A 19,882-nucleotide genomic window follows, 5' to 3' on the forward strand; every position below is an offset into this window, starting at 1 on the left:
ACCACACGGCCGGCCAGGATGACGCGCTGCTGGACATCTACCGCAAGCTGCGGCCGGGTGAGCCGCCGACCAAGGAGTCGGCGCAGACCCTGCTGGAGAACCTCTACTTCAACCCCAAGCGGTACGACCTGGCCAAGGTCGGCCGATACAAGATCAACAAGAAGCTGGGCGTCGACTCGGAGATCTCGCAGGGCACCCTGACCGAGGACGACATCGTCGCCACGATCGAATACATCGTCCGCCTGCACGCGGGCGAGGAGTCGATGCCGGGTGCCAACGACCGCGAGGTCATCGTCGAGGTCGACGACATCGACCACTTCGGCAACCGTCGTCTGCGCAGCGTCGGCGAGCTCATCCAGAACCAGGTCCGCCTGGGTCTGGCCCGTATGGAGCGCGTCGTGCGCGAGCGCATGACCACGCAGGACGTCGAGGCGATCACGCCGCAGACCCTGATCAACATCCGCCCGGTCGTGGCGTCGATCAAGGAGTTCTTCGGCACCTCGCAGCTGTCGCAGTTCATGGACCAGACCAACCCGCTGGCCGGCCTGACGCACAAGCGGCGTCTGTCCGCGCTGGGTCCCGGTGGTCTGTCCCGTGAGCGGGCCGGCTTCGAGGTCCGTGACGTGCACCCGTCCCACTACGGCCGGATGTGCCCGATCGAGACGCCTGAAGGCCCCAACATCGGCCTCATCGGCTCGCTGGCCTCCTACGGCCGGATCAACGCCTTCGGGTTCGTCGAGACGCCTTACCGCAAGGTCGTCGACGGCAAGGTGACCGAGCAGATCGACTACCTGACCGCCGACGAGGAAGACCGCTACGTCAAGGCGCAGGCCAACACGGTGCTCAACGCCGACGGGTCGTTCGCCGAGCCCCGCGTCCTGGTCCGCACCAAGGGCGGTGAGACCGAGCTCATGCGGGCCGAGGAGGTCGACTACATCGACGTGTCGCCGCGCCAGATGGTGTCGGTGGCCACCGCGATGATCCCCTTCCTCGAGCACGACGACGCCAACCGCGCGCTCATGGGCTCCAACATGCAGAGGCAGTCCGTGCCGCTGCTGAAGAGCGAGGCGCCGCTGGTCGGCACCGGCATGGAATACCGTGCCGCGACCGACGCCGGCGACGTCATCAACGCCGAGAAGGCCGGTGTGGTCGAGGAGGTCTCCGCCGACTACATCACCGTCATGAACGACGACGGCACGCGCACCACGTACCGTGTCGCCAAGTTCAAGCGCTCCAACCAGGGCACCTCGTTCAACCAGAAGCCCATCGTCGCCGAGGGCGACCGGGTGGAGGTCAACCAGGTCATCGCCGACGGCCCCTGCACCGACAAGGGCGAGATGGCGCTGGGCAAGAACCTCCTGGTGGCGTTCATGCCGTGGGAGGGCCACAACTACGAAGACGCGATCATCCTGTCCCAGCGGCTGGTGCAGGACGACGTGCTGTCCTCGATCCACATCGAGGAGCACGAGGTCGACGCCCGCGACACCAAGCTGGGCCCCGAGGAGATCACCCGGGACATCCCGAACGTCTCCGAGGAGGTCCTGGCCGACCTGGACGAGCGCGGCATCATCCGCATCGGCGCCGAGGTCGTCCCCGGCGACATCCTGGTCGGCAAGGTCACGCCCAAGGGTGAGACCGAGCTGACGCCGGAGGAGCGGCTGCTGCGCGCGATCTTCGGTGAGAAGGCCCGCGAGGTCCGTGACACCTCGCTGAAGGTGCCGCACGGTGAGCAGGGCAAGGTCATCGGCGTCCGCGTGTTCTCCCGCGAGGAGGGCGACGAGCTGCCGCCGGGTGTCAACGAGCTGGTCCGCGTCTACGTGGCCCAGAAGCGGAAGATCACCGACGGCGACAAGCTGGCCGGCCGGCACGGCAACAAGGGCGTCATCTCCAAGATCCTGCCCGTCGAGGACATGCCGTTCCTGGAGGACGGCACGCCGGTCGACATCATCCTCAACCCGCTGGGCGTGCCCGGCCGAATGAACGTCGGCCAGGTGCTGGAGACCCACCTGGGGTGGATCGCCGCCCGCGGCTGGGACATCTCCGGCATCGCGGAGGCCTGGGCCGAGCGGCTGCGTGACAAGGGCTTCGAGAAGGTGGCCCCGCGCACCAACATGGCCACGCCGGTCTTCGACGGCGCCCACGAGGAGGAGATCGTCGGTCTCCTCGACAACACCATCGCCAACCGCGACGGTGACCGGATGGTCCAGGCGACGGGCAAGGCCCGGCTGTTCGACGGTCGTTCCGGTGAGCCGTTCCCGTACCCGATCTCGGTCGGCTACATCTACATTCTCAAGCTGCTGCACCTGGTCGACGACAAGATTCACGCGCGTTCGACGGGTCCGTACTCGATGATCACCCAGCAGCCGCTGGGTGGTAAGGCACAGTTCGGTGGTCAGCGCTTCGGTGAGATGGAGGTGTGGGCGCTGGAGGCGTACGGCGCCGCCTACGCCCTGCAGGAGCTGCTGACCATCAAGTCCGACGACGTTCTCGGCCGGGTGAAGGTCTACGAGGCCATCGTCAAGGGCGAGAACATTCCCGAGCCGGGTATTCCGGAGTCCTTCAAGGTCCTCATCAAGGAGATGCAGTCGCTGTGCCTCAACGTCGAGGTGCTCTCCAGCGACGGCATGTCCATCGAGATGCGCGACACGGACGAGGACGTCTTCCGCGCGGCGGAAGAGCTCGGCATCGATCTGTCCCGGCGTGAGCCGAGCAGCGTGGAAGAAGTCTGAGGGGGAGATCGCACAAAATGCTGGACGTCAACTTCTTCGACGAGCTCAGGATCGGCCTCGCGACGGCCGACGACATCCGTCAGTGGTCGCACGGCGAGGTCAAGAAGCCCGAGACCATCAACTACCGCACCCTCAAGCCGGAAAAGGACGGGCTCTTCTGCGAGAAGATCTTCGGTCCGACCCGCGACTGGGAGTGCTACTGCGGCAAGTACAAGCGCGTCCGCTTCAAGGGCATCATCTGTGAGCGCTGTGGCGTCGAGGTGACTCGCGCCAAGGTGCGTCGTGAGCGGATGGGCCACATCGAGCTGGCCGCGCCGGTCACGCACATCTGGTACTTCAAGGGCGTCCCGTCGCGCCTCGGCTACCTGCTCGACCTGGCCCCGAAGGACCTGGAGAAGGTCATCTACTTCGCGGCCTACATGATCACGCATGTCGACACCGAGATGCGTGAGCGTGACCTGCCCTCGCTGGAGGCGAAGATCTCCGTCGAGCGGCAGCACGTCGAGCAGCGCCGTGACGCCGACGTCGAGGCCCGGCAGAAGAAGCTCGAGGCCGACCTGGCCGAGCTCGAGGCCGCCGGTGCCAAGGGCGACCAGCGCCGGAAGGTCCGCGAGGGCGCCGAGCGCGAGATGCGTCAGCTCCGCGACCGGGCCCAGCGCGAGCTGGACCGGCTCGAGGAGGTCTGGAGCCGCTTCAAGAACCTCAAGGTCCAGGACCTCGAGGGCGACGAGCTGCTCTACCGCGAGATGCGTGACCGCTTCGGCCGCTACTTCAAGGGCGGCATGGGCGCGCAGGCGATCCAGGACCGCCTGATCAGCTTCGACCTCGACGCCGAGGCCGAAAACCTGCGCGAGACCATCCGCAGCGGCAAGGGCCAGAAGAAGGCCCGTGCCCTCAAGCGGCTCAAGGTCGTGTCGGCGTTCCTCAACACCACCAACTCGCCGCGCGGCATGGTGCTCGACTGCATCCCGGTCATCCCGCCGGACCTGCGCCCGATGGTGCAGCTCGACGGTGGCCGGTTCGCGACCTCCGACCTCAACGACCTCTACCGCCGGGTCATCAACCGCAACAACCGCCTCAAGAGGCTTCTCGACCTCGGCGCGCCCGAGATCATCGTGAACAACGAGAAGCGGATGCTGCAGGAGGCCGTCGACGCGCTGTTCGACAACGGCCGCCGCGGTCGCCCGGTCACCGGTCCTGGCAACAGGCCGCTGAAGTCCCTGAGCGACATGCTCAAGGGTAAGCAGGGTCGTTTCCGTCAAAACCTGCTGGGCAAGCGAGTCGACTACTCCGGCCGTTCGGTCATCGTCGTCGGCCCGCAGCTCAAGCTGCACCAGTGCGGTCTGCCCAAGCAGATGGCGCTGGAGCTGTTCAAGCCGTTCGTGATGAAGCGGCTGGTCGACCTCAACCACGCCCAGAACATCAAGTCGGCCAAGCGGATGGTCGAGCGCGCCCGCCCTGTGGTGTGGGACGTGCTCGAAGAGGTCATCACCGAGCACCCGGTGCTGCTCAACCGCGCTCCGACGCTCCACCGCCTGGGCATCCAGGCGTTCGAGCCGCAGCTGGTCGAGGGCAAGGCCATCCAGATCCACCCGCTCGTCTGCACCGCGTTCAACGCGGACTTCGACGGCGACCAGATGGCCGTGCACCTGCCGCTGTCGGCTGAGGCCCAGGCCGAGGCACGCATCCTGATGCTCTCGACCAACAACATCCTCAAGCCGGCCGACGGCAAGCCCGTGACGATGCCCACTCAGGACATGGTCATCGGCCTCTACTGGCTGACCACCCAGAAGGAAGGCGCGCTGGGCGAGGGCCGCGTGTTCGGCTCGATCGCCGAGGCGCAGATGGCCTTCGACCGCCGCGAGCTGGAGATTCAGGCGAAGATCCAGATCCGGATGAAGGACATCCTGCCGCCGCGCGACTGGGTTGCGCCTGAGGGCTGGGAGCAGGGTGACCCGATCCGGCTGGAGACCACGTTCGGCCGGTGCCTGTTCAACCTGACGCTGCCCGACAGCTACCCGTTCGTCGACTTCCAGGTCGGCAAGAAGCAGCTGTCCACGATCGTGAACGAGCTGGCGGAGACCTACCCCAAGATCGAGGTCGCCGCTTCGCTCGACGCGCTCAAGGACGCCGGCTTCCGCTGGGCGACGCGCTCCGGTGTCACGATCTCGATCGAGGACGTCGTCGCGCCGCCGAACAAGACCGACATCATGGAAAACTACGAGCGCCGGGCCGACAAGGTCCAGCGGGAGTACGAGCGCGGTCTGATCACCGACGAGGAGCGCCGTCAGGAGCTCATCGAGATCTGGACGCACGCGACGGCCGACGTCGAGACCGACATGGTCAACGCCTTCCCGGCGACCAACCCGGTCTGGATGATGGTCAACTCCGGCGCCCGTGGTAACAAGATGCAGGTCCGGCAGATCGCCGGCATCCGTGGCCTGGTGTCCAACACCAAGGGTGAGACGATCCCGCGGCCGATCAAGGCCTCGTTCCGCGAGGGCCTGTCGGTGCTGGAGTACTTCATCTCCACCCACGGTCAGCGGAAGGGTCTGGCCGACACCGCCCTGCGTACCGCCGACTCGGGCTACCTGACCCGTCGTCTGGTGGACGTGGCGCAGGACGTCATCGTGCGCGAGATCGACTGCGGCACCGACCGCGCCGTCCCGCTGCACGTCGGCGAGCGCGACGCGTCGGGCAACCTGGTCAAGGCCGAGAACGCCGAGTCCAACGTGCACGGCCGCATCCTGGCCGAGGACGTCGAGGTCGACGGCAAGGTCATCGCGGCGGCGGGTGTCGACATCAACGACAACCACGTCACCGCGCTGGTCGAGGCCGGCATCGAGACCGTCCGCACCCGCAGCGCGCTCGTCTGCGAGGCCAAGATCGGTGTCTGCGCGACCTGCTACGGCCGCTCGCTGGCCACCGGCAAGCTCGTGGACGTCGGCGAGGCGGTCGGCATCATCGCCGCCCAGTCGATCGGTGAGCCGGGCACGCAGCTGACCATGCGTACGTTCCACACCGGTGGTGTGGCCGGCGCCGACATCACCCACGGTCTGCCCCGTGTCACGGAGCTGTTCGAGGCGCGCATCCCCAAGGGTGTCGCCCCGATCTCCGAGGCCGAGGGCCGGGTTCGCATCGACGAGACCGACAAGACCAGGAAGATCGTGATCACCCCCGACGACGGCTCGGAGGAGATCGCGTACCCGGTGTCGATGCGTTCGCGCCTGCTCGTGCAGGACGGCCAGCGCGTGTCGGTCGGGCAGCAGCTCGTCGCCGGTGCGGTCAACCCCAACGAGGTGCTGCGCATCCTCGGCCCGCGGGCCGTGCAGCTGCACCTGGTGGCGGAGGTCCAGCAGGTCTACCGGTCGCAGGGTGTGTCGATCCACGACAAGCACATCGAGATCATCGTGCGGCAGATGCTCAAGCGCGTGAACGTGCTCGAGTCCGGTGACACCGACCTGCTGCCCGGCGAGCTCGTGGAGCGGCCGCGCTTCGAGCTGATGAACCGCGAGACGGTGGCGGAGGGCGGCTCGCCGGCCGCCGGCCGTCCGGTCCTCATGGGCATCACCAAGGCGTCGCTGGCCACCGAGTCGTGGCTGTCGGCGGCCTCCTTCCAGGAGACGACCAGGGTGCTGACGGACGCGGCGATCCACGCCAAGTCCGACTCGCTGCTGGGCCTGAAGGAGAACGTCATCATCGGTAAGCTCATCCCGGCCGGCACTGGCATGCCGCAGTACCGCAACATCCGGGTGGAGCCGACCGAGGAGGCCAAGGCGGCCATGTACACCGTGGGTGGTTACGACGGCTCGGCCGCCGACTACACCTTCGGGACTGGCAGCGGCGAGGCGGTTCCTCTGGAGGAGTACGACTTCGGTCAGTACAACCGGTGATGTTCTTCTAGTCGCCGGGTGACGCGCCCGGGCTCCCGATTTCGGGGGCCCGGGCACGCTGCTTTTCAGCGCCATCGGGTACGGCGGGGGCTCAGGATCGTCTGGTGCGGCAGGGTACGGCGGGGGCTCAGGATCGTCTGGTACGGCGGGGCACGGTGGGCGCCAGTGGCCGTACGGGGCTGATGGCCCTCCAGGAGACGCCTCTGACCCTTCACCGGCTGACCGCCGCAACGGCGCCCGCTTGACCGGCCTCGTGGCTCCTACCCACCCGCTGCACGTCGCGCTGGCCGCACGTCGCGCTGGCCGCACGTCGCGCTGGCCGCACGTCGCGCTGGTCGTACGTCGGGCTGGTCGTACGCTGGGCTCAGGCCGCACACAGTCGCACGACGGGCGCACGCGCATACGCCGCGCACCCCCGAAGGTCGGGAGCAGGCCACAGACCGCGCACCCGCCGCAAACCCAGTGCTCGCTCGCGCAGGGCGGGGGCCCCTGGACGTGGATCTGGGTCATGATGGCCTCCAGGTGGGCGACGCCGCCGGGGCTCTGCTCGCCGAGTCGCAGGTCGCATATGGGGACCTGGGCCACCCAGTCGCAGAACTGGCACTTGGAGTTGCAGCAGGGGACGTTCGCGTAGATCAGCAGGGGCTTGGTCATGAGGAACCTCTCACGTGCATCTCCCTGACGGCGAAGATCTGGCTCTCGTTGAAGGGGCGCTTTTCGGGATGGGGCTCGGTGAAGCGACTCAGCAGGCGCTCCAGCCCCGAGCTGGGCGCCCAGAGAGAAGTGCATGCCCTGGCCGAACGCGAGCCGGCCGGTGAGCTGCCGGTCGAGGTCGAAGCGTTCGGGGTCGGCGAAGTGGCGTTCGTCGTAGTTCGCGGACGGCAGCCAATTGATGACCATGGAACCGGCCGGGATCGGCGTGCCGTCGATCTCGACGTCGGCCGTGGGCAGCCGGGCGGCCTGGGTGAGCGGCGGGCGCAGCCTGAGCACCTCCTCAAAGGCCGGTGCGATCAGCTCCCCGGGCCCGTACGGCACTCTCCACGCCGGGCGCGTCACGGAAGCACAGAAACGCGTTCCCCAGCGCCATGGTGCTGGTGATCTGTCCGGCGGGCAGGAGGAGTTGACGATCTCGACGTCGGTTAGCCGGTCGCCGTCCACCTCGGCCGCGGCCATCCGGCTGACCAGGTCGTCCTGCGGACGGGTGTGGCGCTCGCGCATATGGTGAGGACGTATTCCCCCATTTCGCCATGGCCTGGCCGACGATCCGCCCGATCTCGACGTCCTGGGGGTCCTCGACGTGCAGTGCGACCAGCCGGTCGGCCCAGGTGCGGAACAGTTCGCCGTCGTGGATTGGGATGTCGAGCATCTCGGCGATCACCATCACGGGCAGCCGGTGCGATGTTCTCGACCAGGTCGAACTCGTCCTCGTCGATCTCGTCCAGCAGCGCCGTGGTGAGCTCAGTGAGGCGGCCAGGGGTTGGGGGTGAGTTTCGCCCGGTATTCCGCCGTGGCGCCGTCGAAGATCTCGACGGTACGGCGGGCGGGTCGGTCAGTTCTTCGGCCGGGATTTGATCAGCGGGCTCGAAAGGGCTCCTGATGAGGCCGGCCAGACTGTCGGCGTGGGTGCGAGATCGGGTCGCGCGTCGACGATCTCGGCGTGCAGGTGGAGTTCGATGAAACCGGAAAGCAGGGCGTTGAGGGCGAAACCGTGGGACGGGTCCCACATTTCGCTCTCGTGGAGCATCCGGAGATAATTGCGAAATAGCGTGAACGTGGTGAAGCGATAACACTGGAAAGCGAGCTGGGGATCGTCGTAGGCTCTTCCGATCGTTTCCTTGTCATAGATGTAGAGTGCTCGGAGGTGTGGATGCCTGAACACGAGGGTGAACAGCTCGCGGGAGAACTCCGAGAGGCCTGCGACGGCAGGACGACTCCGACAATTTCCTGAATGGCGAGCGTTCTTATGAGGCCGTCTTTCGTGTCCCAGCTGAGATAAATGGTGCCCTTGCCGATGTCCGCCCGCCGGGCGATCTCGTCCATCGAAGTTCGCTTGTAGCCGGATCGCAGGAGCATGCTTCTGGTGACGTCCATGGTCCGGCGTACGGGATCGTCGCTGGTCCTGGCACCCGTGCTGCGTGTCGATGTGCACCTAGCGTCGGCGATGTCGCAAAGGTGTTCCTATGTCAGGCGATGCACATCCGTGCGTTTGCCTGGAATGTCGATGGGCGTTTACCCCCAGAATGAGAGTCCGGATGGACCTCAGCCATCTGCCTATGGACGTCTTGGAACTCGCCGATGACGGTGTTGCGGTCGAGTCCCTTACTGCTGGTCACGGCATAACCGAAGTGGGCGCTTCGTGTAACTGCTTCTGCTATATCCGCTGCTCCTGTTCGAGCGCCTGACGTGGTACTCGGGCGTCGCAGTGGCGGTGCCCGCGCACCGTTGCATTTTGGTGCCAATAAAGCGAATGGGGCGTCATGTAATGACGGTTATTGAGCGGAATGCGATGGCCCGCCGGTCGCTGTTCTCACGTGCGGGTTCGCGGCCGCGCAGCTGGAATCCCCGCCATGGGACGAGTCCTATGCGCTGGTGACCCGGCTGCTCGCCGAGACCGCCCGGGTGGAGGCGGATGGGCGGCGGCTGGCGGTCGAAGGAGGATCTTCTGATGGCCGCGGGTGGGGCCGGTGGGCCTGATGGGATTTTTTTCCCCGCCGCCACCGACCCCGACGGCAACGTCCTGGGGCCGTGGCGCTCGGTGACGTCAATGGAGAGCTCGGCGCGTCCGGTTCCAGGCCGGTGCTCGTGGGGCTGCGGCGGGCGCTGCACACCGGGCGCCTTCGCTCCGGGCGGGAGTTGGCGGCGGTGTTGCCGTACGGGCTGAGGGGCGAGGTGGAGGAGTGGGTACGGCGTGCGCGCGAGTGCGCCGGGCTGCGCGCTCGCCTGCCTGAGGTCGTCGCTCGGGAGTCCCTGGAGAAGGAGGAACGGCTGCGCGCCGCCGCGGCCGATCCGGCCTTCCGGAGGGGGCTGACCTTGGCCGGTGGTGAGTTGGCGGCCGACCTGGAGAGGTGGCTCGCGGACCCTGCGCGGCGCCCAAAGCCGCAGAAGCTGCTCAGGCTGGCCAAATACCTGGTCAGGGCCGCTGTGAAGACCAGCCCGTACAGCTCTGCCCCGGGCGAGGGCGGTGCCGCAGTGCTGACGGCAGCGTCGCTCGGGGCGTTGACGGTGCTGATGGCGGTGGCGCTGCGCAGGGTGGTGGCGGTGGCGCCGCTCAGGAGGCAGGCGGGCTGGCCGATGGCGAGGCCGCGGCTGAGGGTCGCGCCGTTGCGATGGCGTCGCTCCCGGCGGGAGCGGTGCCCGTCGCGGGGGCGGTGTGGGGCGGACGGTGGGGCATGAGGTGGCGGTTTGTGCTGAGCCTGTGGCGAGGCTCGAGCTGGCGCGATGGCGTGACGGGCTTGCCGATCTCGACGCCGTACGCCGCTGGCTGGCCGTTTTCGACGCCAAGCACCCCATGCGCCTGGCGGTCGCCGACTACCTCGCCACCCGGTACGGCCCCGACGCGGCCGTCCCCTTCCTCACCCTCCACCACCACATCCAGCGCGAACTGGCCGGCACCGGGGAGGCAGGCCGGGAGTTGCGCGCGTTCCTCGGCTCCTCAGCCGTCCGGACCCAACCGCTGGCCAGCTCGGCCATGCCCAGGATCCGGGTGCTGGAGCACCTCAGAGCCGAGGCGAGAAGCCTGGCGCTGGACGCGGTGCCGCGTCATTCCAGGACAGCTGGCCGCGCAGCTGGAGTCGTGGCCGTCCTGGATCGCGATCCCCGCCTCCTCGGCCTGCTGCCTGCAGGCGGTGGCCGACACCCTGGTGCTCAATGTCGTCCATGGTGGCCACGGCCGAGCCCTGCGCAGGCTCGACCACCTCGTCGGAACGCGCCGGCGGCCACCCCGAGCCCGCCCGGCTCCAGGGCCCGGACGGCGCGGTCTATGCCGAGTTCTCCGGCGACCTGGGCTGCATGCTCAACGCGTGCCCGCCGAGCACCCGATACGAGATCGACTACCCCCCACTCGCCCGGCATGCGCCCGCCCGACCAGCGGCTGCCGGCGCTCGGACCTGCACGTGACGCTCTGCCCGGGCACCGGCCTGCCCGAGCTGCGTTCCAAGCGGCTCGGCCGCCGGGTCGTGCCGTTGCATCTCGGCCTGGCCGCCGAGTTCGGGCTTCCGCCGGCCGCGCGGTTCATCGAACGGGTCTTCGGCCCCGGCTACCTTCTCCATCCCGGTTCGCCGCCGCTGGTGCGGATGGGCCGGGTCCCGTCGGAGGTCACCCGATATTCGCGCGTCGAGGCGGGGCGAGTGGTGGTGCAGCGGCGTCGCTGGCTGGCGCCGAGGCCGCGCTGCCAGTGCGCGCGAAGGGCGGGGGCGGCCTCGCTCTCGCGCTCCCGCCTGGTGATCACGCTGCCGGTGCGCGCGAAGGGCGACGGCGACGTACCTCACGCGGCTGATCGCCTGGACGGATGAGTACGGCGTACCGCACCGATCGTTCGTCCGCGCCTGGCCGGAGCAGACGGGCCAGGCGGGGCAGGACAAGGTGCGTAAAGCGCTCTTCCTGGACCTGGCGAACCTGTTCCTGGTCAAGAAATTCGAGCGGCAGATACGCGGCTGCGCGTTCGCGCTCTTCGAGGAGGCGCTGCCCGACCCGGGGCCGGAGGGGGTGACCGAATACGTGATCGAGGTGGGAGGCCGATGAGCTGGGTGAGCGTACGCGTCTTGTCGCAGGGCCCGCTCGACGACATGATCACCGGGCTGGCCGTGCCCGAGGGGGCCGAGGAGCGGGAGCTGCGGGTCCGGCAGTGGGCACCGTACGAGCTGGAGTTCCATGATCGGAGGCGGGTGGGTCGCCGCGGCTACCTGGGTGACGGGTTCGGCGGGATGTTCTGGGCCCGTGGCCGGTTCGACCCGCTGCCCGCACGGCCCCAGCCCTATCCCGGACGGGCGATCGGGCTGCCCACCCCCCGATCTGGACGAACTGCGTCTCAAGAACCCCTCGCTCACGGATGTACTGGAGAGCCGCAGGTCCGTGCGCCGCGAGCGCCGATCACCCTCGACCTGCTCGGCGAGCTGCTGTATCGCACGGCCAGGGTGCGGGAGCGCTGGACGTCCGACGGCGTCGAGTACACCCGCAAGCCGTACCACTCCGGAGGGTCCGTCTACGAGCTGGAGATCTACCCCGTCGTCAGGAACGTGGCCAGGGCTGGAACCCGGCATGTACCACTACGACGGGCACGGCCACGTGCTCAGGCCGGTACGCGAGGCCGGCCATCCCACCGTACGCCGCCTGCTGACCGTCGCCGGGCACAGTGCCGCCACTGGCTGCGGTCCCCAGGTTCTGCTGGCTGTCTCCAGTCGCGCTGGCCCGCTGCTGATTGTCGTCGGGCACGGCGCCGCCACTGGCTGCGGTCCCCAGGTTCTGCTGGCCGTCTCCAGCCGCGCCAGCCGGCTGCTGTGGAAGTACGAAGGCATGGGGTACGCGCTGACGCGGTCGGCGAATTCCTGATCGGAACCGCGGAGGCGCCACGTTGAACGACTTCCAACCCAGACTTCCCGCCGACGTACGCTTCGTGCCAACCTTCGGCGGTGTCGCCTTCCTCACCCGCGAAGGCGTCGTGCGGATGAATGGGGCCTCCCTACGGGTGGAGCGGCTGGCTGTGCACCTCGACGGGAGCAGGACCGTGGCCGAGTTGACCGGTGGAGTTGCCCGACGAGTGGCGCGTTCGAGACGAGCCTGCTGACCACGCTGCGCGAGCGCGGGCTGGTGGAGGACGCGGGGGAGCGCGGCGTGCTGCCCGTGGCGGCCGGCACCACGTGCTCGCTGGTGGCCGACGTGGACCGGTTCGGAGAGCTGGCGCCCGCCCTGGCCGACGCCATGCGCAGGCTGGGGCTGGAGGTGCTGGGAGAGCCGTCGGGCGGGGCGCTCGTGCACGTCGTGGTGGCCGATGAGGACGGGCTGGCCGCCGCCGGGCGCTTCGACCGGCCGGGCGCCGAGGGCGGGTTGCCCATCGCGCATGTGCTGCTGCGCGAGGGCGAGGCGTGGTGGAGTGAGAGCGGCGTCGTCGGGCGCGACGTCCGCCGTGGGCGGCCGAATGGCGGCGGATGGCGGCCATGGAGGCCGTGCCGCGTACCGCCGGGCGCGTCTCCGAGTCGCCCGTCGCCGCGGCCCGCGTCGCCGGGCAGGTGGTGGCGGATCTGGGGCGCTGCCTGTCCGGAACGCCTGCGTGTTCGGCGGTCCGCGCGTGCACGTGGTGGACCTCGACGGGCTCGGCACCTGTACGCACTCCTTCCTGCCCCGCCTGCGGTGCTGCCGCCCGGCACGGGGGCGAGTTCGGGGCCGCTGGGCGAGGAGGAGTTCTTGCGGCGGGCGGCCAGGTTGATGGGCTCGCGGACGGGGGGTTCGCCGGGGGAGTATGGGCAGCTCCCGCTGCACGTGTCGGTGACCACGGTGGCCGATCCGATGGGGACCCTCAGGGGGGCGCGGACGCGGGTGATCGGTGTGGGGCGGACTTCGCCGCCGCGCGATACCGGGCGGCGCTGAAGGCGCTGACCGTGCACGGGCTGCTCGCCCTCGACCCCCGCCGCCTGTCCACGTCCAAGGGGACACCACTGACCGGCGCGGGGGAACGGCCGGTCGGCGGCCTGCTGCGTGGCCCGCTGTTGGACGATGCCGACCCGCTGCTGGACGGCATCGCGGTGGGCCGGGTTGAGGCATTCGTGCGTGGCCGTGACCTCGTAGCGGGCGGTGATGTGCTGCTGCCTGCCCGCGCGGTGTTCCTGGATCGCACGCCACCGGGGCCGCTGCGGCTACTCGGCCGAGGAAGCGCTGGTCGCCGGGGGTGCTGGACCACTGCGCGGGGCTGGCCGGGCTCGACGGGCCGCTGCCGCCCGTGGACGCGGGCGGCGCGCGGGCGGCCGACGACGAGAGCGCGTGTTCGGCGGCGCTGCTGGACGCGATCGGGCTGCCGTACCAGATGCTGGACGCCACCGGCCCCTCGGGCGTGCCCGTTTACGCGGGGACGCTCGACGGGCGGCTGGTGGCCCGGGCGGGAGGCGTCACACCCTTGGCCGCGCTGCGGGCCACGCTCGAAGGGATCCGGGCCGCGTATTAGGGCATTCCCGGTCCCGCGCCCCTGCCCGAGTTGCGCCCGGCCGTCGCGCAGGAGCCGCAGGTCGCCGTCGACACTGAGGCGGCGGGGCGCGGCGTCGGCGAGCTCGCCGACGCCCTGGCCGGCGCCGGGCTGTGGGTCAGCGCCGTTCCGCTGGATCACGACCGGGAGGTACACGCGCTCATGCCGCACGTCGTCCGCGTCGTCACGGAGCCGCTCCATGGCTGAGGTCATGGGACGGGCCTGCTGGCCGAGGAGACCACGCTCGCGCTGGCCCAGCACGTTTCTCCGTTCCCCGCGGGGCTGATCGCCTACCCGGAGCCGCCCACCGTGGCCGGCGCCGAACTCCGCGTCGTCGTCGCGAGAGACGGCGGGCACGTCGGCGACGTCGGCCATGCTGAGAGCGCTGCTGAGCCTCGTGACGTCGGCCATGCTGGGGGTGCTGGTGAGCCCCGTGACGTCGGCCAAGGTAGGGATGCCGGCCAGGCCGGTCGCATGGGTCAAGTCGGGGATGTCGGGCGGGTCATGGGGCGCAATCCGGTCACGGCCGTCGCTGCGCTCGTCCATCGGCTCGATCCGGCGGCCTTCGACCAGGCGGTCGTCACCGTGGGGACGCTGCGCGTGAGCGAGTGCGCGAACGTCGTCCCCACCCTCGCCGAGGTGGGCGTCACGGTCAGGGCCGCGACGGAGGACGCGGTGACCAGGGCCGTCGCCCGCGTCGCGCGGTCGGCGGAGGAGGCGGGGCGCGGCTGGCGGAGGAGACGGGGCGCGGTCGGCGGAGGAGGCGGGGCGCGGATGCAGGTCGAGCGCGCAGCGCCCGCGGGGGCCGGACCAAGCCGTGGGCGAGCAGGTCGCGCGGGGGAGTCGGTGGCATCGTGGTGTCCAGGGTCCCGCCCGGCGTGAACGAACCCGCCGCCACCGCCCTCGTACGCCGGGCCCACGAGGCCACGCTCGGCCACGGTCGTCACCGGCCCAGGCGGCTCGGCCTGCGAGGACTTCCCCCTCTACGGTGTGCCGTCCGTCTACTGGTACGTGGGCGCGGTCCCACCCTCTGGCCTGGTCGGACGCCCGCATACCGGGGCTTTCCGCCCCGGTCCCGTGCCTACGTTGAGGGCAGGGGTCACCGCCATGCAAACGGCTGCCCTGGCAGTCCTTGCGAACCCGTCACAGTTCGCCCCTCCATCCCGATATCATGGACGCGGAGCAGTAGCCGAGCACTGATGAAAACGGTCTCGGCGTCCTGGAGTGGCAAGGCTTGTCCGCTTTGCCGCGCCGCTTTGACGTGTCGCAGAGGCCTGGGTAGTCTTGAGCTTCGTGCCCGTCTCTAGCGGGCTCTCGACCGTGCGCTCATTGCGGGCGCGGGACGGCTTCCTGGCTCGTAAACCTCGCGGGACGTCTGCGTGAACAGCGCGACACGCCCGAGCGCGGGGGCACCGAGACAAGAAAAATCAGCAGGTCATGACACCGGCAGCACCTGCGAAATGCACCACAACTGACGAAACACCGGCCAAGCACGAAACGGAGTGGCAGTGCCCACTATTCAGCAGTTGGTCCGCAAGGGCCGGCAGGACAAGGTCTCGAAGACCAAGACTCCTGCCCTCAAGGGGAGTCCGCAGCGGCGCGGCGTGTGCCAGCGCGTGTACACCACGACCCCGAAGAAGCCCAACTCGGCACTGCGCAAGGTGGCCCGCGTTCGACTCACGAACGGCATCGAGGTCACGGCCTACATCCCGGGTGTGGGTCACAACCTGCAGGAGCACTCCATCGTGCTCGTGCGTGGCGGTCGTGTGAAGGACCTGCCCGGTGTTCGCTACAAGATCATCCGCGGCTCGCTGGACACCCAGGGTGTCCGCAACCGCAAGCAGGCCCGCAGCCGCTACGGCGCGAAGAAGGAGAAGAGCTAACAATGCCTCGCAAGGGTTCTCCTGGCCGTCGTCAGCTCATGTCTGACCCGGTTTACAGCTCGCCCCTGGTGACCGCCCTGATCAACAAGGTGCTTCTCGACGGCAAGCGCTCCATCGCGCAGTCCATCGTGTACGGCGCCCTCGAGGGCTGCAGGGAGAAGACCGGCAACGACCCGGTCGTCACCCTGAAGCGCGCGCTCGACAACGTCAAGCCGACCCTCGAGGTCCGCAGCCGCCGCGTCGGTGGCGCCACGTACCAGGTGCCGGTCGAGGTGCGCGCCGCGCGCAGCACCACCCTGGCCCTGCGCTGGCTGGTGCAGTACTCCCGCGCCCGCCGCGAGAAGACCATGACCGAGCGCCTCATGAACGAGCTCCTCGACGCCAGCAACGGCCTCGGGGCGAGTGTCAAGAAGCGCGAGGACACCCACAAGATGGCCGAGTCCAACAAGGCCTTCGCCCACTACCGCTGGTAACCCCGGCGGGTTCGACGAGACGACGAGGACGCGAGAGAAGTGGCCACCACGACCGCTCTTGACCTGGCCAAGGTCCGAAACATCGGGATCATGGCCCATATCGACGCGGGCAAGACCACCACGACCGAGCGCATCCTGTTCTACACCGGCATCAACTACAAGATCGGTGAGGTCCACGAGGGCGCTGCCACGATGGACTGGATGGAGCAGGAGCAGGAGCGCGGCATCACGATCACGTCTGCCGCGACCACCTGTGAGTGGATCGGTCACACCATCAACATCATCGACACCCCGGGTCACGTCGACTTCACCATCGAGGTGGAGCGCTCGCTCCGCGTCCTCGACGGTGCCGTCGCCGTGTTCGACGGCGTCGCGGGTGTCGAACCGCAGTCGGAGACGGTGTGGCGCCAGGCTGACCGCTACGACGTCCCCCGGATCTGCTTCGTCAACAAGATGGACCGTGTCGGCGCGGAGTTCCACCGCTGCGTCGACATGATGATCAGCCGTCTGGGCGCGACCCCGGCTGTCATTCAGCTTCCGTGGGGCGTTGAGGCCGACTTCAAGGGCGTCATCGACCTCATCACGATGAAGGGTCTCATCTGGAGCGCCGAGGCGGCCAAGGGCGAGATGTACGACACCGTCGACATCCCGGCCGACCACGCCGAGGCCGCGCGCGAGTGGCGTGACCGCCTCATCGAGACCGTCGCCGAGAACGACGACGAGCTGATGGAGCTCTTCCTCGAGGGCGTCGAGCCCACCGAGGAGCAGCTGGTCGCGGCCATCCGCCGCGCCACGCTGGCCAGCGCCATCAACCCGGTGCTCTGCGGCACCGCGTTCAAGAACAAGGGCGTGCAGCCCCTGCTCGACGCGATCGTCGCCTACCTCCCCGCCCCGACCGACATCCCGGCCTTCAAGGGCCACGCGGTCGGCCACGAGGACAAGGTCATCGAACGTCACGCGGACCCGAGCGAGCCGTTCTCCGCTCTGGCCTTCAAGATCGCCAGCGACCCGCACCTGGGCAAGCTCACCTACATCCGCATCTACTCGGGCACGCTCGAGACCGGTTCACAGGTCGTCAACTCTGTGAAGGGTAAGAAGGAGCGGATCGGCAAGATCTACCAGATGCACGCCAACAAGCGCGAGGAGCGCCCGACGGCGATTGCCGGCCAGATCGTCGCGGTCATGGGTCTGAAGGACACCACGACCGGCGACACCCTGTCCGACCCGTCGAACCAGGTCGTGCTCGAGTCGATGACGTTCCCGGCTCCGGTCATCAACGTCGCCATCGAGCCCAAGACCAAGGGCGACCAGGAGAAGTTGTCGACCGCCATCCAGCGGCTGGCCGAGGAGGACCCGTCCTTCCAGGTTCGCCGTGACGAGGAGACCGGTCAGACGGTCATCTGGGGCATGGGCGAGCTTCACCTGGAGATCCTCGTCGACCGCATGCGTCGCGAGTTCAAGGTGGAGGCCAACGTCGGCCGTCCGCAGGTGGCCTACCGCGAGACCATCCGCCGCAAGGTGGAGAAGCTCGATTACACCCACAAGAAGCAGACCGGTGGTTCCGGTCAGTTCGCGCGGGTGATCATCAACCTCGAGCCGCTGGGTGAAGGCAACGACGGCTACGAGTTCGAGAACAAGGTCACGGGTGGTCGCGTCCCGAGGGAGTACATCCCGTCGGTCGACGCGGGCGCCCAGGAGGCCGCCGAGTTCGGCGTGCTGGCCGGCTACCCGATGGTGGGCGTGAAGGTGACGCTCGTCGACGGTGCCGCGCACGACGTCGACTCCTCGGAAATGGCGTTCAAGATCGCCGGCTCGATGGCCTTCAAGGAGGCCGCGCGCAAGGCCGACGCAGTGCTTCTCGAGCCGATGATGGCCGTCGAGGTCACCACGCCCGAGGACTACATGGGTGATGTCATCGGTGACCTCAACGGTCGCCGCGGGCAGATCCAGTCTATGGACGAGCGGGCCGGCGCCCGTGTCGTCACGGCGCTCGTGCCGCTGTCTGAGATGTTCGGCTACGTGGGTGACCTGCGTAGCAAGACGCAGGGGCGCGCGAGCTACAGCATGCAGTTCGACTCCTATTCGGAGGTGCCCCCGGGCATCGCCAAGGAGATCGTCGCGAAGGCCCGGGGCGAATAGTTCCAGGTCCTGAGGTGGCTGGGGCCAGTGGAGATCGTCGCCCCGCTGCCAAGGGACCCGGGGCGAATAGAGTCCTGGTCCCTGGTGGGGTGGTGAGAGCCACCCCGCCGCCAAGGGGTTCGGGAGCTCCCGGGCCCGAGTGTGTAGACGAAAGTCAGTCAGATTCTCAAGGAGAGAACCAGTGGGCAAGGCCAAGTTCGAGCGGACTAAGCCGCACATGAACATCGGCACCATTGGACACATCGACCACGGCAAGACCACGCTGACCGCGGCGATCACCAAGGTGCTTCACGACCGTTTCCCCGAGCTGAACAAGGCGACCCCGTTCGACAAGATCGACAAGGCGCCCGAGGAGAAGGCTCGCGGCATTACGATCTCGATCGCGCACGTCGAGTACCAGACCGAGAAGCGTCACTACGCTCACGTTGACTGCCCCGGTCACGCCGACTACGTGAAGAACATGATCACCGGTGCTGCCCAGATGGACGGCGCCATCCTCGTGGTCGCCGCCACCGACGGCCCGATGCCGCAGACGAAGGAGCACGTCCTCCTGGCCCGCCAGGTCGGCGTCCCCTACATCGTCGTGGCCCTCAACAAGGCCGACATGGTCGACGACGAGGAGATCCTCGAGCTCGTCGAGCTGGAGGTCCGTGAGCTCCTGTCCGCTCAGGAGTTCCCCGGCGACGACCTGCCCGTCGTCCGCGTCTCCGCTCTCAAGGCTCTCGAGGGCGACCAGAAGTGGGCCGACAGCATCATCGAGCTGATGAACGCCGTCGACGAGAACGTGCCCGAGCCTCCGCGTGAGACGGACAAGCCGTTCCTCATGCCGGTCGAGGACGTCTTCTCGATCACCGGTCGCGGCACCGTCGTCACCGGTCGTATCGAGCGCGGCATCGTCAAGGTCAACGAGCAGGTCGACATCATCGGCATCAAGTCGGAGAAGACGACCACCACCGTCACCAGCATCGAGATGTTCAACAAGATGCTCGACGAGGGTCACGCCGGTGACAACGCCGCCCTGCTGCTCCGCGGCATCAAGCGCGACGACGTCGAGCGCGGCCAGTGCATCATCAAGCCGGGCACGACCACCCCGCACACCGAGTTCAACGGCCAGGTCTACATCCTGTCCAAGGACGAGGGCGGCCGCCACACGCCGTTCTTCAACAACTACCGCCCGCAGTTCTACTTCCGTACGACTGACGTGACCGGTGTCGTGAACCTCCCCGAGGGCACGGAGATGGTCATGCCGGGCGACAACACCGAAATGCGCGTTGAGCTGATCCAGCCCATCGCCATGGAGGAAGGCCTCAAGTTCGCGATCCGTGAGGGTGGCCGCACCGTCGGCGCCGGCCGGGTCGTGAAGATCATCAAGTAGCTAGACCGTCGGGGCGGCGGTCGGCCCCGGATCTCGGAGCCGACCGCCGAACCACGTTAGGGACCTCATGTAGAGGCCGTGATCCAGCAGTTGCTTCGGCCGAAGAGATATGACCGAAGTCACTGCCGGATCACGGAAGAAAAGGCAGATCCACTGCGTCTGCCTCTTGGGGTCTAGCAGGCTTCGACCTGCACCAACACAGCGGCAACAGGCCGCACG

At 68.3% G+C, this 19,882-nt stretch carries 18 protein-coding genes and 2 pseudogenes; 16 read left to right on the top strand and 4 right to left on the bottom strand.

The genetic code is table 11. The features are described from left to right. Both rpoB and ACIBI9_RS11200 read left to right on the top strand, forming a co-directional pair. Positions 1 to 2,729: DNA-directed RNA polymerase subunit beta (gene rpoB / locus ACIBI9_RS11195; protein ID WP_397221854.1), on the top strand; the 2,729-nt coding region annotated here is incomplete at its 5' end. A 17-nt stretch (positions 2,730 to 2,746) separates the two neighbouring features. Then, on the top strand, positions 2,747 to 6,622 hold the full coding sequence (locus tag ACIBI9_RS11200; RefSeq protein ID WP_397221855.1) for a DNA-directed RNA polymerase subunit beta': 3,876 nt from the start codon (positions 2,747 to 2,749) through the stop codon (positions 6,620 to 6,622). 822 nt (positions 6,623 to 7,444) lie between these two features. Here ACIBI9_RS11200 and ACIBI9_RS11205 read toward each other — a convergent pair. The 4 genes and pseudogenes from ACIBI9_RS11205 to ACIBI9_RS11220 all read right to left on the bottom strand — a co-directional run. Beyond that, a pseudogene (locus ACIBI9_RS11205) lies at positions 7,445 to 7,678 on the bottom strand (cytochrome P450); the annotation flags it as partial. After that, entirely contained in the window at positions 7,617 to 8,003 is a 387-nt protein-coding gene (locus ACIBI9_RS11210) for a hypothetical protein (RefSeq protein WP_397221856.1), read from the bottom strand. The gene ACIBI9_RS11210 and the pseudogene ACIBI9_RS11205, both read right to left, overlap by 62 nt. 168 nt (positions 8,004 to 8,171) lie before the next feature. Further along, positions 8,172 to 8,501, bottom strand: coding sequence for a hypothetical protein (locus tag ACIBI9_RS11215; protein ID WP_397222603.1), 330 nt, complete (start codon positions 8,499 to 8,501; stop codon positions 8,172 to 8,174). 92 nt (positions 8,502 to 8,593) lie between these two features. Next, positions 8,594 to 8,713: pseudogene (locus tag ACIBI9_RS11220) on the bottom strand (helix-turn-helix domain-containing protein); the annotation flags it as partial. 161 nt (positions 8,714 to 8,874) lie between these two features. Between ACIBI9_RS11220 and ACIBI9_RS11225 the strand changes: the two are divergent. The 14 genes from ACIBI9_RS11225 to tuf all read left to right on the top strand — a co-directional run bounded on the left by ACIBI9_RS11225 (position 8,875) and on the right by tuf (position 19,663). Then, entirely contained in the window at positions 8,875 to 9,024 is a 150-nt protein-coding gene (locus ACIBI9_RS11225; RefSeq protein ID WP_397221857.1) for a thiomuracin/GE37468 family thiazolyl RiPP peptide, read from the top strand. 343 nt (positions 9,025 to 9,367) lie between these two features. Beyond that, on the top strand, positions 9,368 to 10,015 hold the full coding sequence (locus ACIBI9_RS11230) for a hypothetical protein (RefSeq protein ID WP_397221858.1): 648 nt from the start codon (positions 9,368 to 9,370) through the stop codon (positions 10,013 to 10,015). A gap of 474 nt (positions 10,016 to 10,489) precedes the next feature. After that, positions 10,490 to 10,738, top strand: a complete 249-nt coding sequence (locus ACIBI9_RS11235; RefSeq protein WP_397221859.1) for a hypothetical protein — start codon at positions 10,490 to 10,492, stop codon at positions 10,736 to 10,738. Continuing rightward, the gene (locus ACIBI9_RS11240) at positions 10,735 to 11,133 is read left to right on the top strand and encodes a hypothetical protein (RefSeq protein WP_397221860.1); all 399 of its coding nucleotides are present in this window, start codon (positions 10,735 to 10,737) and stop codon (positions 11,131 to 11,133) included. The genes ACIBI9_RS11235 and ACIBI9_RS11240 overlap by 4 nt, the downstream gene beginning before the upstream one ends. A gap of 70 nt (positions 11,134 to 11,203) precedes the next feature. Further along, complete coding sequence (locus ACIBI9_RS11245; RefSeq protein WP_397221861.1) at positions 11,204 to 11,362, top strand: hypothetical protein; 159 nt, start codon at positions 11,204 to 11,206, stop codon at positions 11,360 to 11,362. A 516-nt stretch (positions 11,363 to 11,878) separates the two neighbouring features. Continuing rightward, positions 11,879 to 12,169 carry a hypothetical protein gene (locus ACIBI9_RS11250; protein ID WP_397221862.1) on the top strand — a complete coding sequence of 97 codons (291 nt, stop codon included), beginning with the start codon at positions 11,879 to 11,881 and terminating at the stop codon, positions 12,167 to 12,169. 258 nt (positions 12,170 to 12,427) lie between these two features. Beyond that, positions 12,428 to 13,204 (top strand): hypothetical protein, encoded by a 777-nt coding sequence (locus ACIBI9_RS11255; RefSeq protein WP_397221863.1) that lies wholly within the window; start codon positions 12,428 to 12,430, stop codon positions 13,202 to 13,204. A gap of 298 nt (positions 13,205 to 13,502) precedes the next feature. Next, positions 13,503 to 13,775: a hypothetical protein gene (locus tag ACIBI9_RS11260; RefSeq protein WP_397221864.1), complete on the top strand. Its 273-nt coding sequence runs from the start codon at positions 13,503 to 13,505 to the stop codon at positions 13,773 to 13,775. Positions 13,776 to 13,805: 30 nt separating this feature from the next. Next, on the top strand, positions 13,806 to 14,000 hold the full coding sequence (locus ACIBI9_RS11265; RefSeq protein WP_397221865.1) for a hypothetical protein: 195 nt from the start codon (positions 13,806 to 13,808) through the stop codon (positions 13,998 to 14,000). A 297-nt stretch (positions 14,001 to 14,297) separates the two neighbouring features. Next, a complete protein-coding gene (locus ACIBI9_RS11270) occupies positions 14,298 to 14,675 on the top strand; it encodes a hypothetical protein (protein WP_397221866.1) in 378 nt (125 codons plus the stop codon). A 626-nt stretch (positions 14,676 to 15,301) separates the two neighbouring features. Continuing rightward, positions 15,302 to 15,676 (top strand): 30S ribosomal protein S12, encoded by a 375-nt coding sequence (gene rpsL, locus ACIBI9_RS11275; protein ID WP_020542315.1) that lies wholly within the window; start codon positions 15,302 to 15,304, stop codon positions 15,674 to 15,676. Between the two features lie 2 nt (positions 15,677 to 15,678). Then, positions 15,679 to 16,149 (top strand): 30S ribosomal protein S7, encoded by a 471-nt coding sequence (gene rpsG / locus ACIBI9_RS11280; protein ID WP_043623423.1) that lies wholly within the window; start codon positions 15,679 to 15,681, stop codon positions 16,147 to 16,149. A gap of 90 nt (positions 16,150 to 16,239) precedes the next feature. After that, complete coding sequence (fusA, locus tag ACIBI9_RS11285) at positions 16,240 to 18,288, top strand: elongation factor G (protein WP_397222586.1); 2,049 nt, start codon at positions 16,240 to 16,242, stop codon at positions 18,286 to 18,288. A gap of 181 nt (positions 18,289 to 18,469) precedes the next feature. Further along, on the top strand, positions 18,470 to 19,663 hold the full coding sequence (gene tuf / locus ACIBI9_RS11290; RefSeq protein ID WP_397221867.1) for an elongation factor Tu: 1,194 nt from the start codon (positions 18,470 to 18,472) through the stop codon (positions 19,661 to 19,663). Positions 19,664 to 19,882 lie beyond the last annotated feature (219 nt).

Source organism: Nonomuraea sp. NPDC050451, assembly GCF_044458585.1.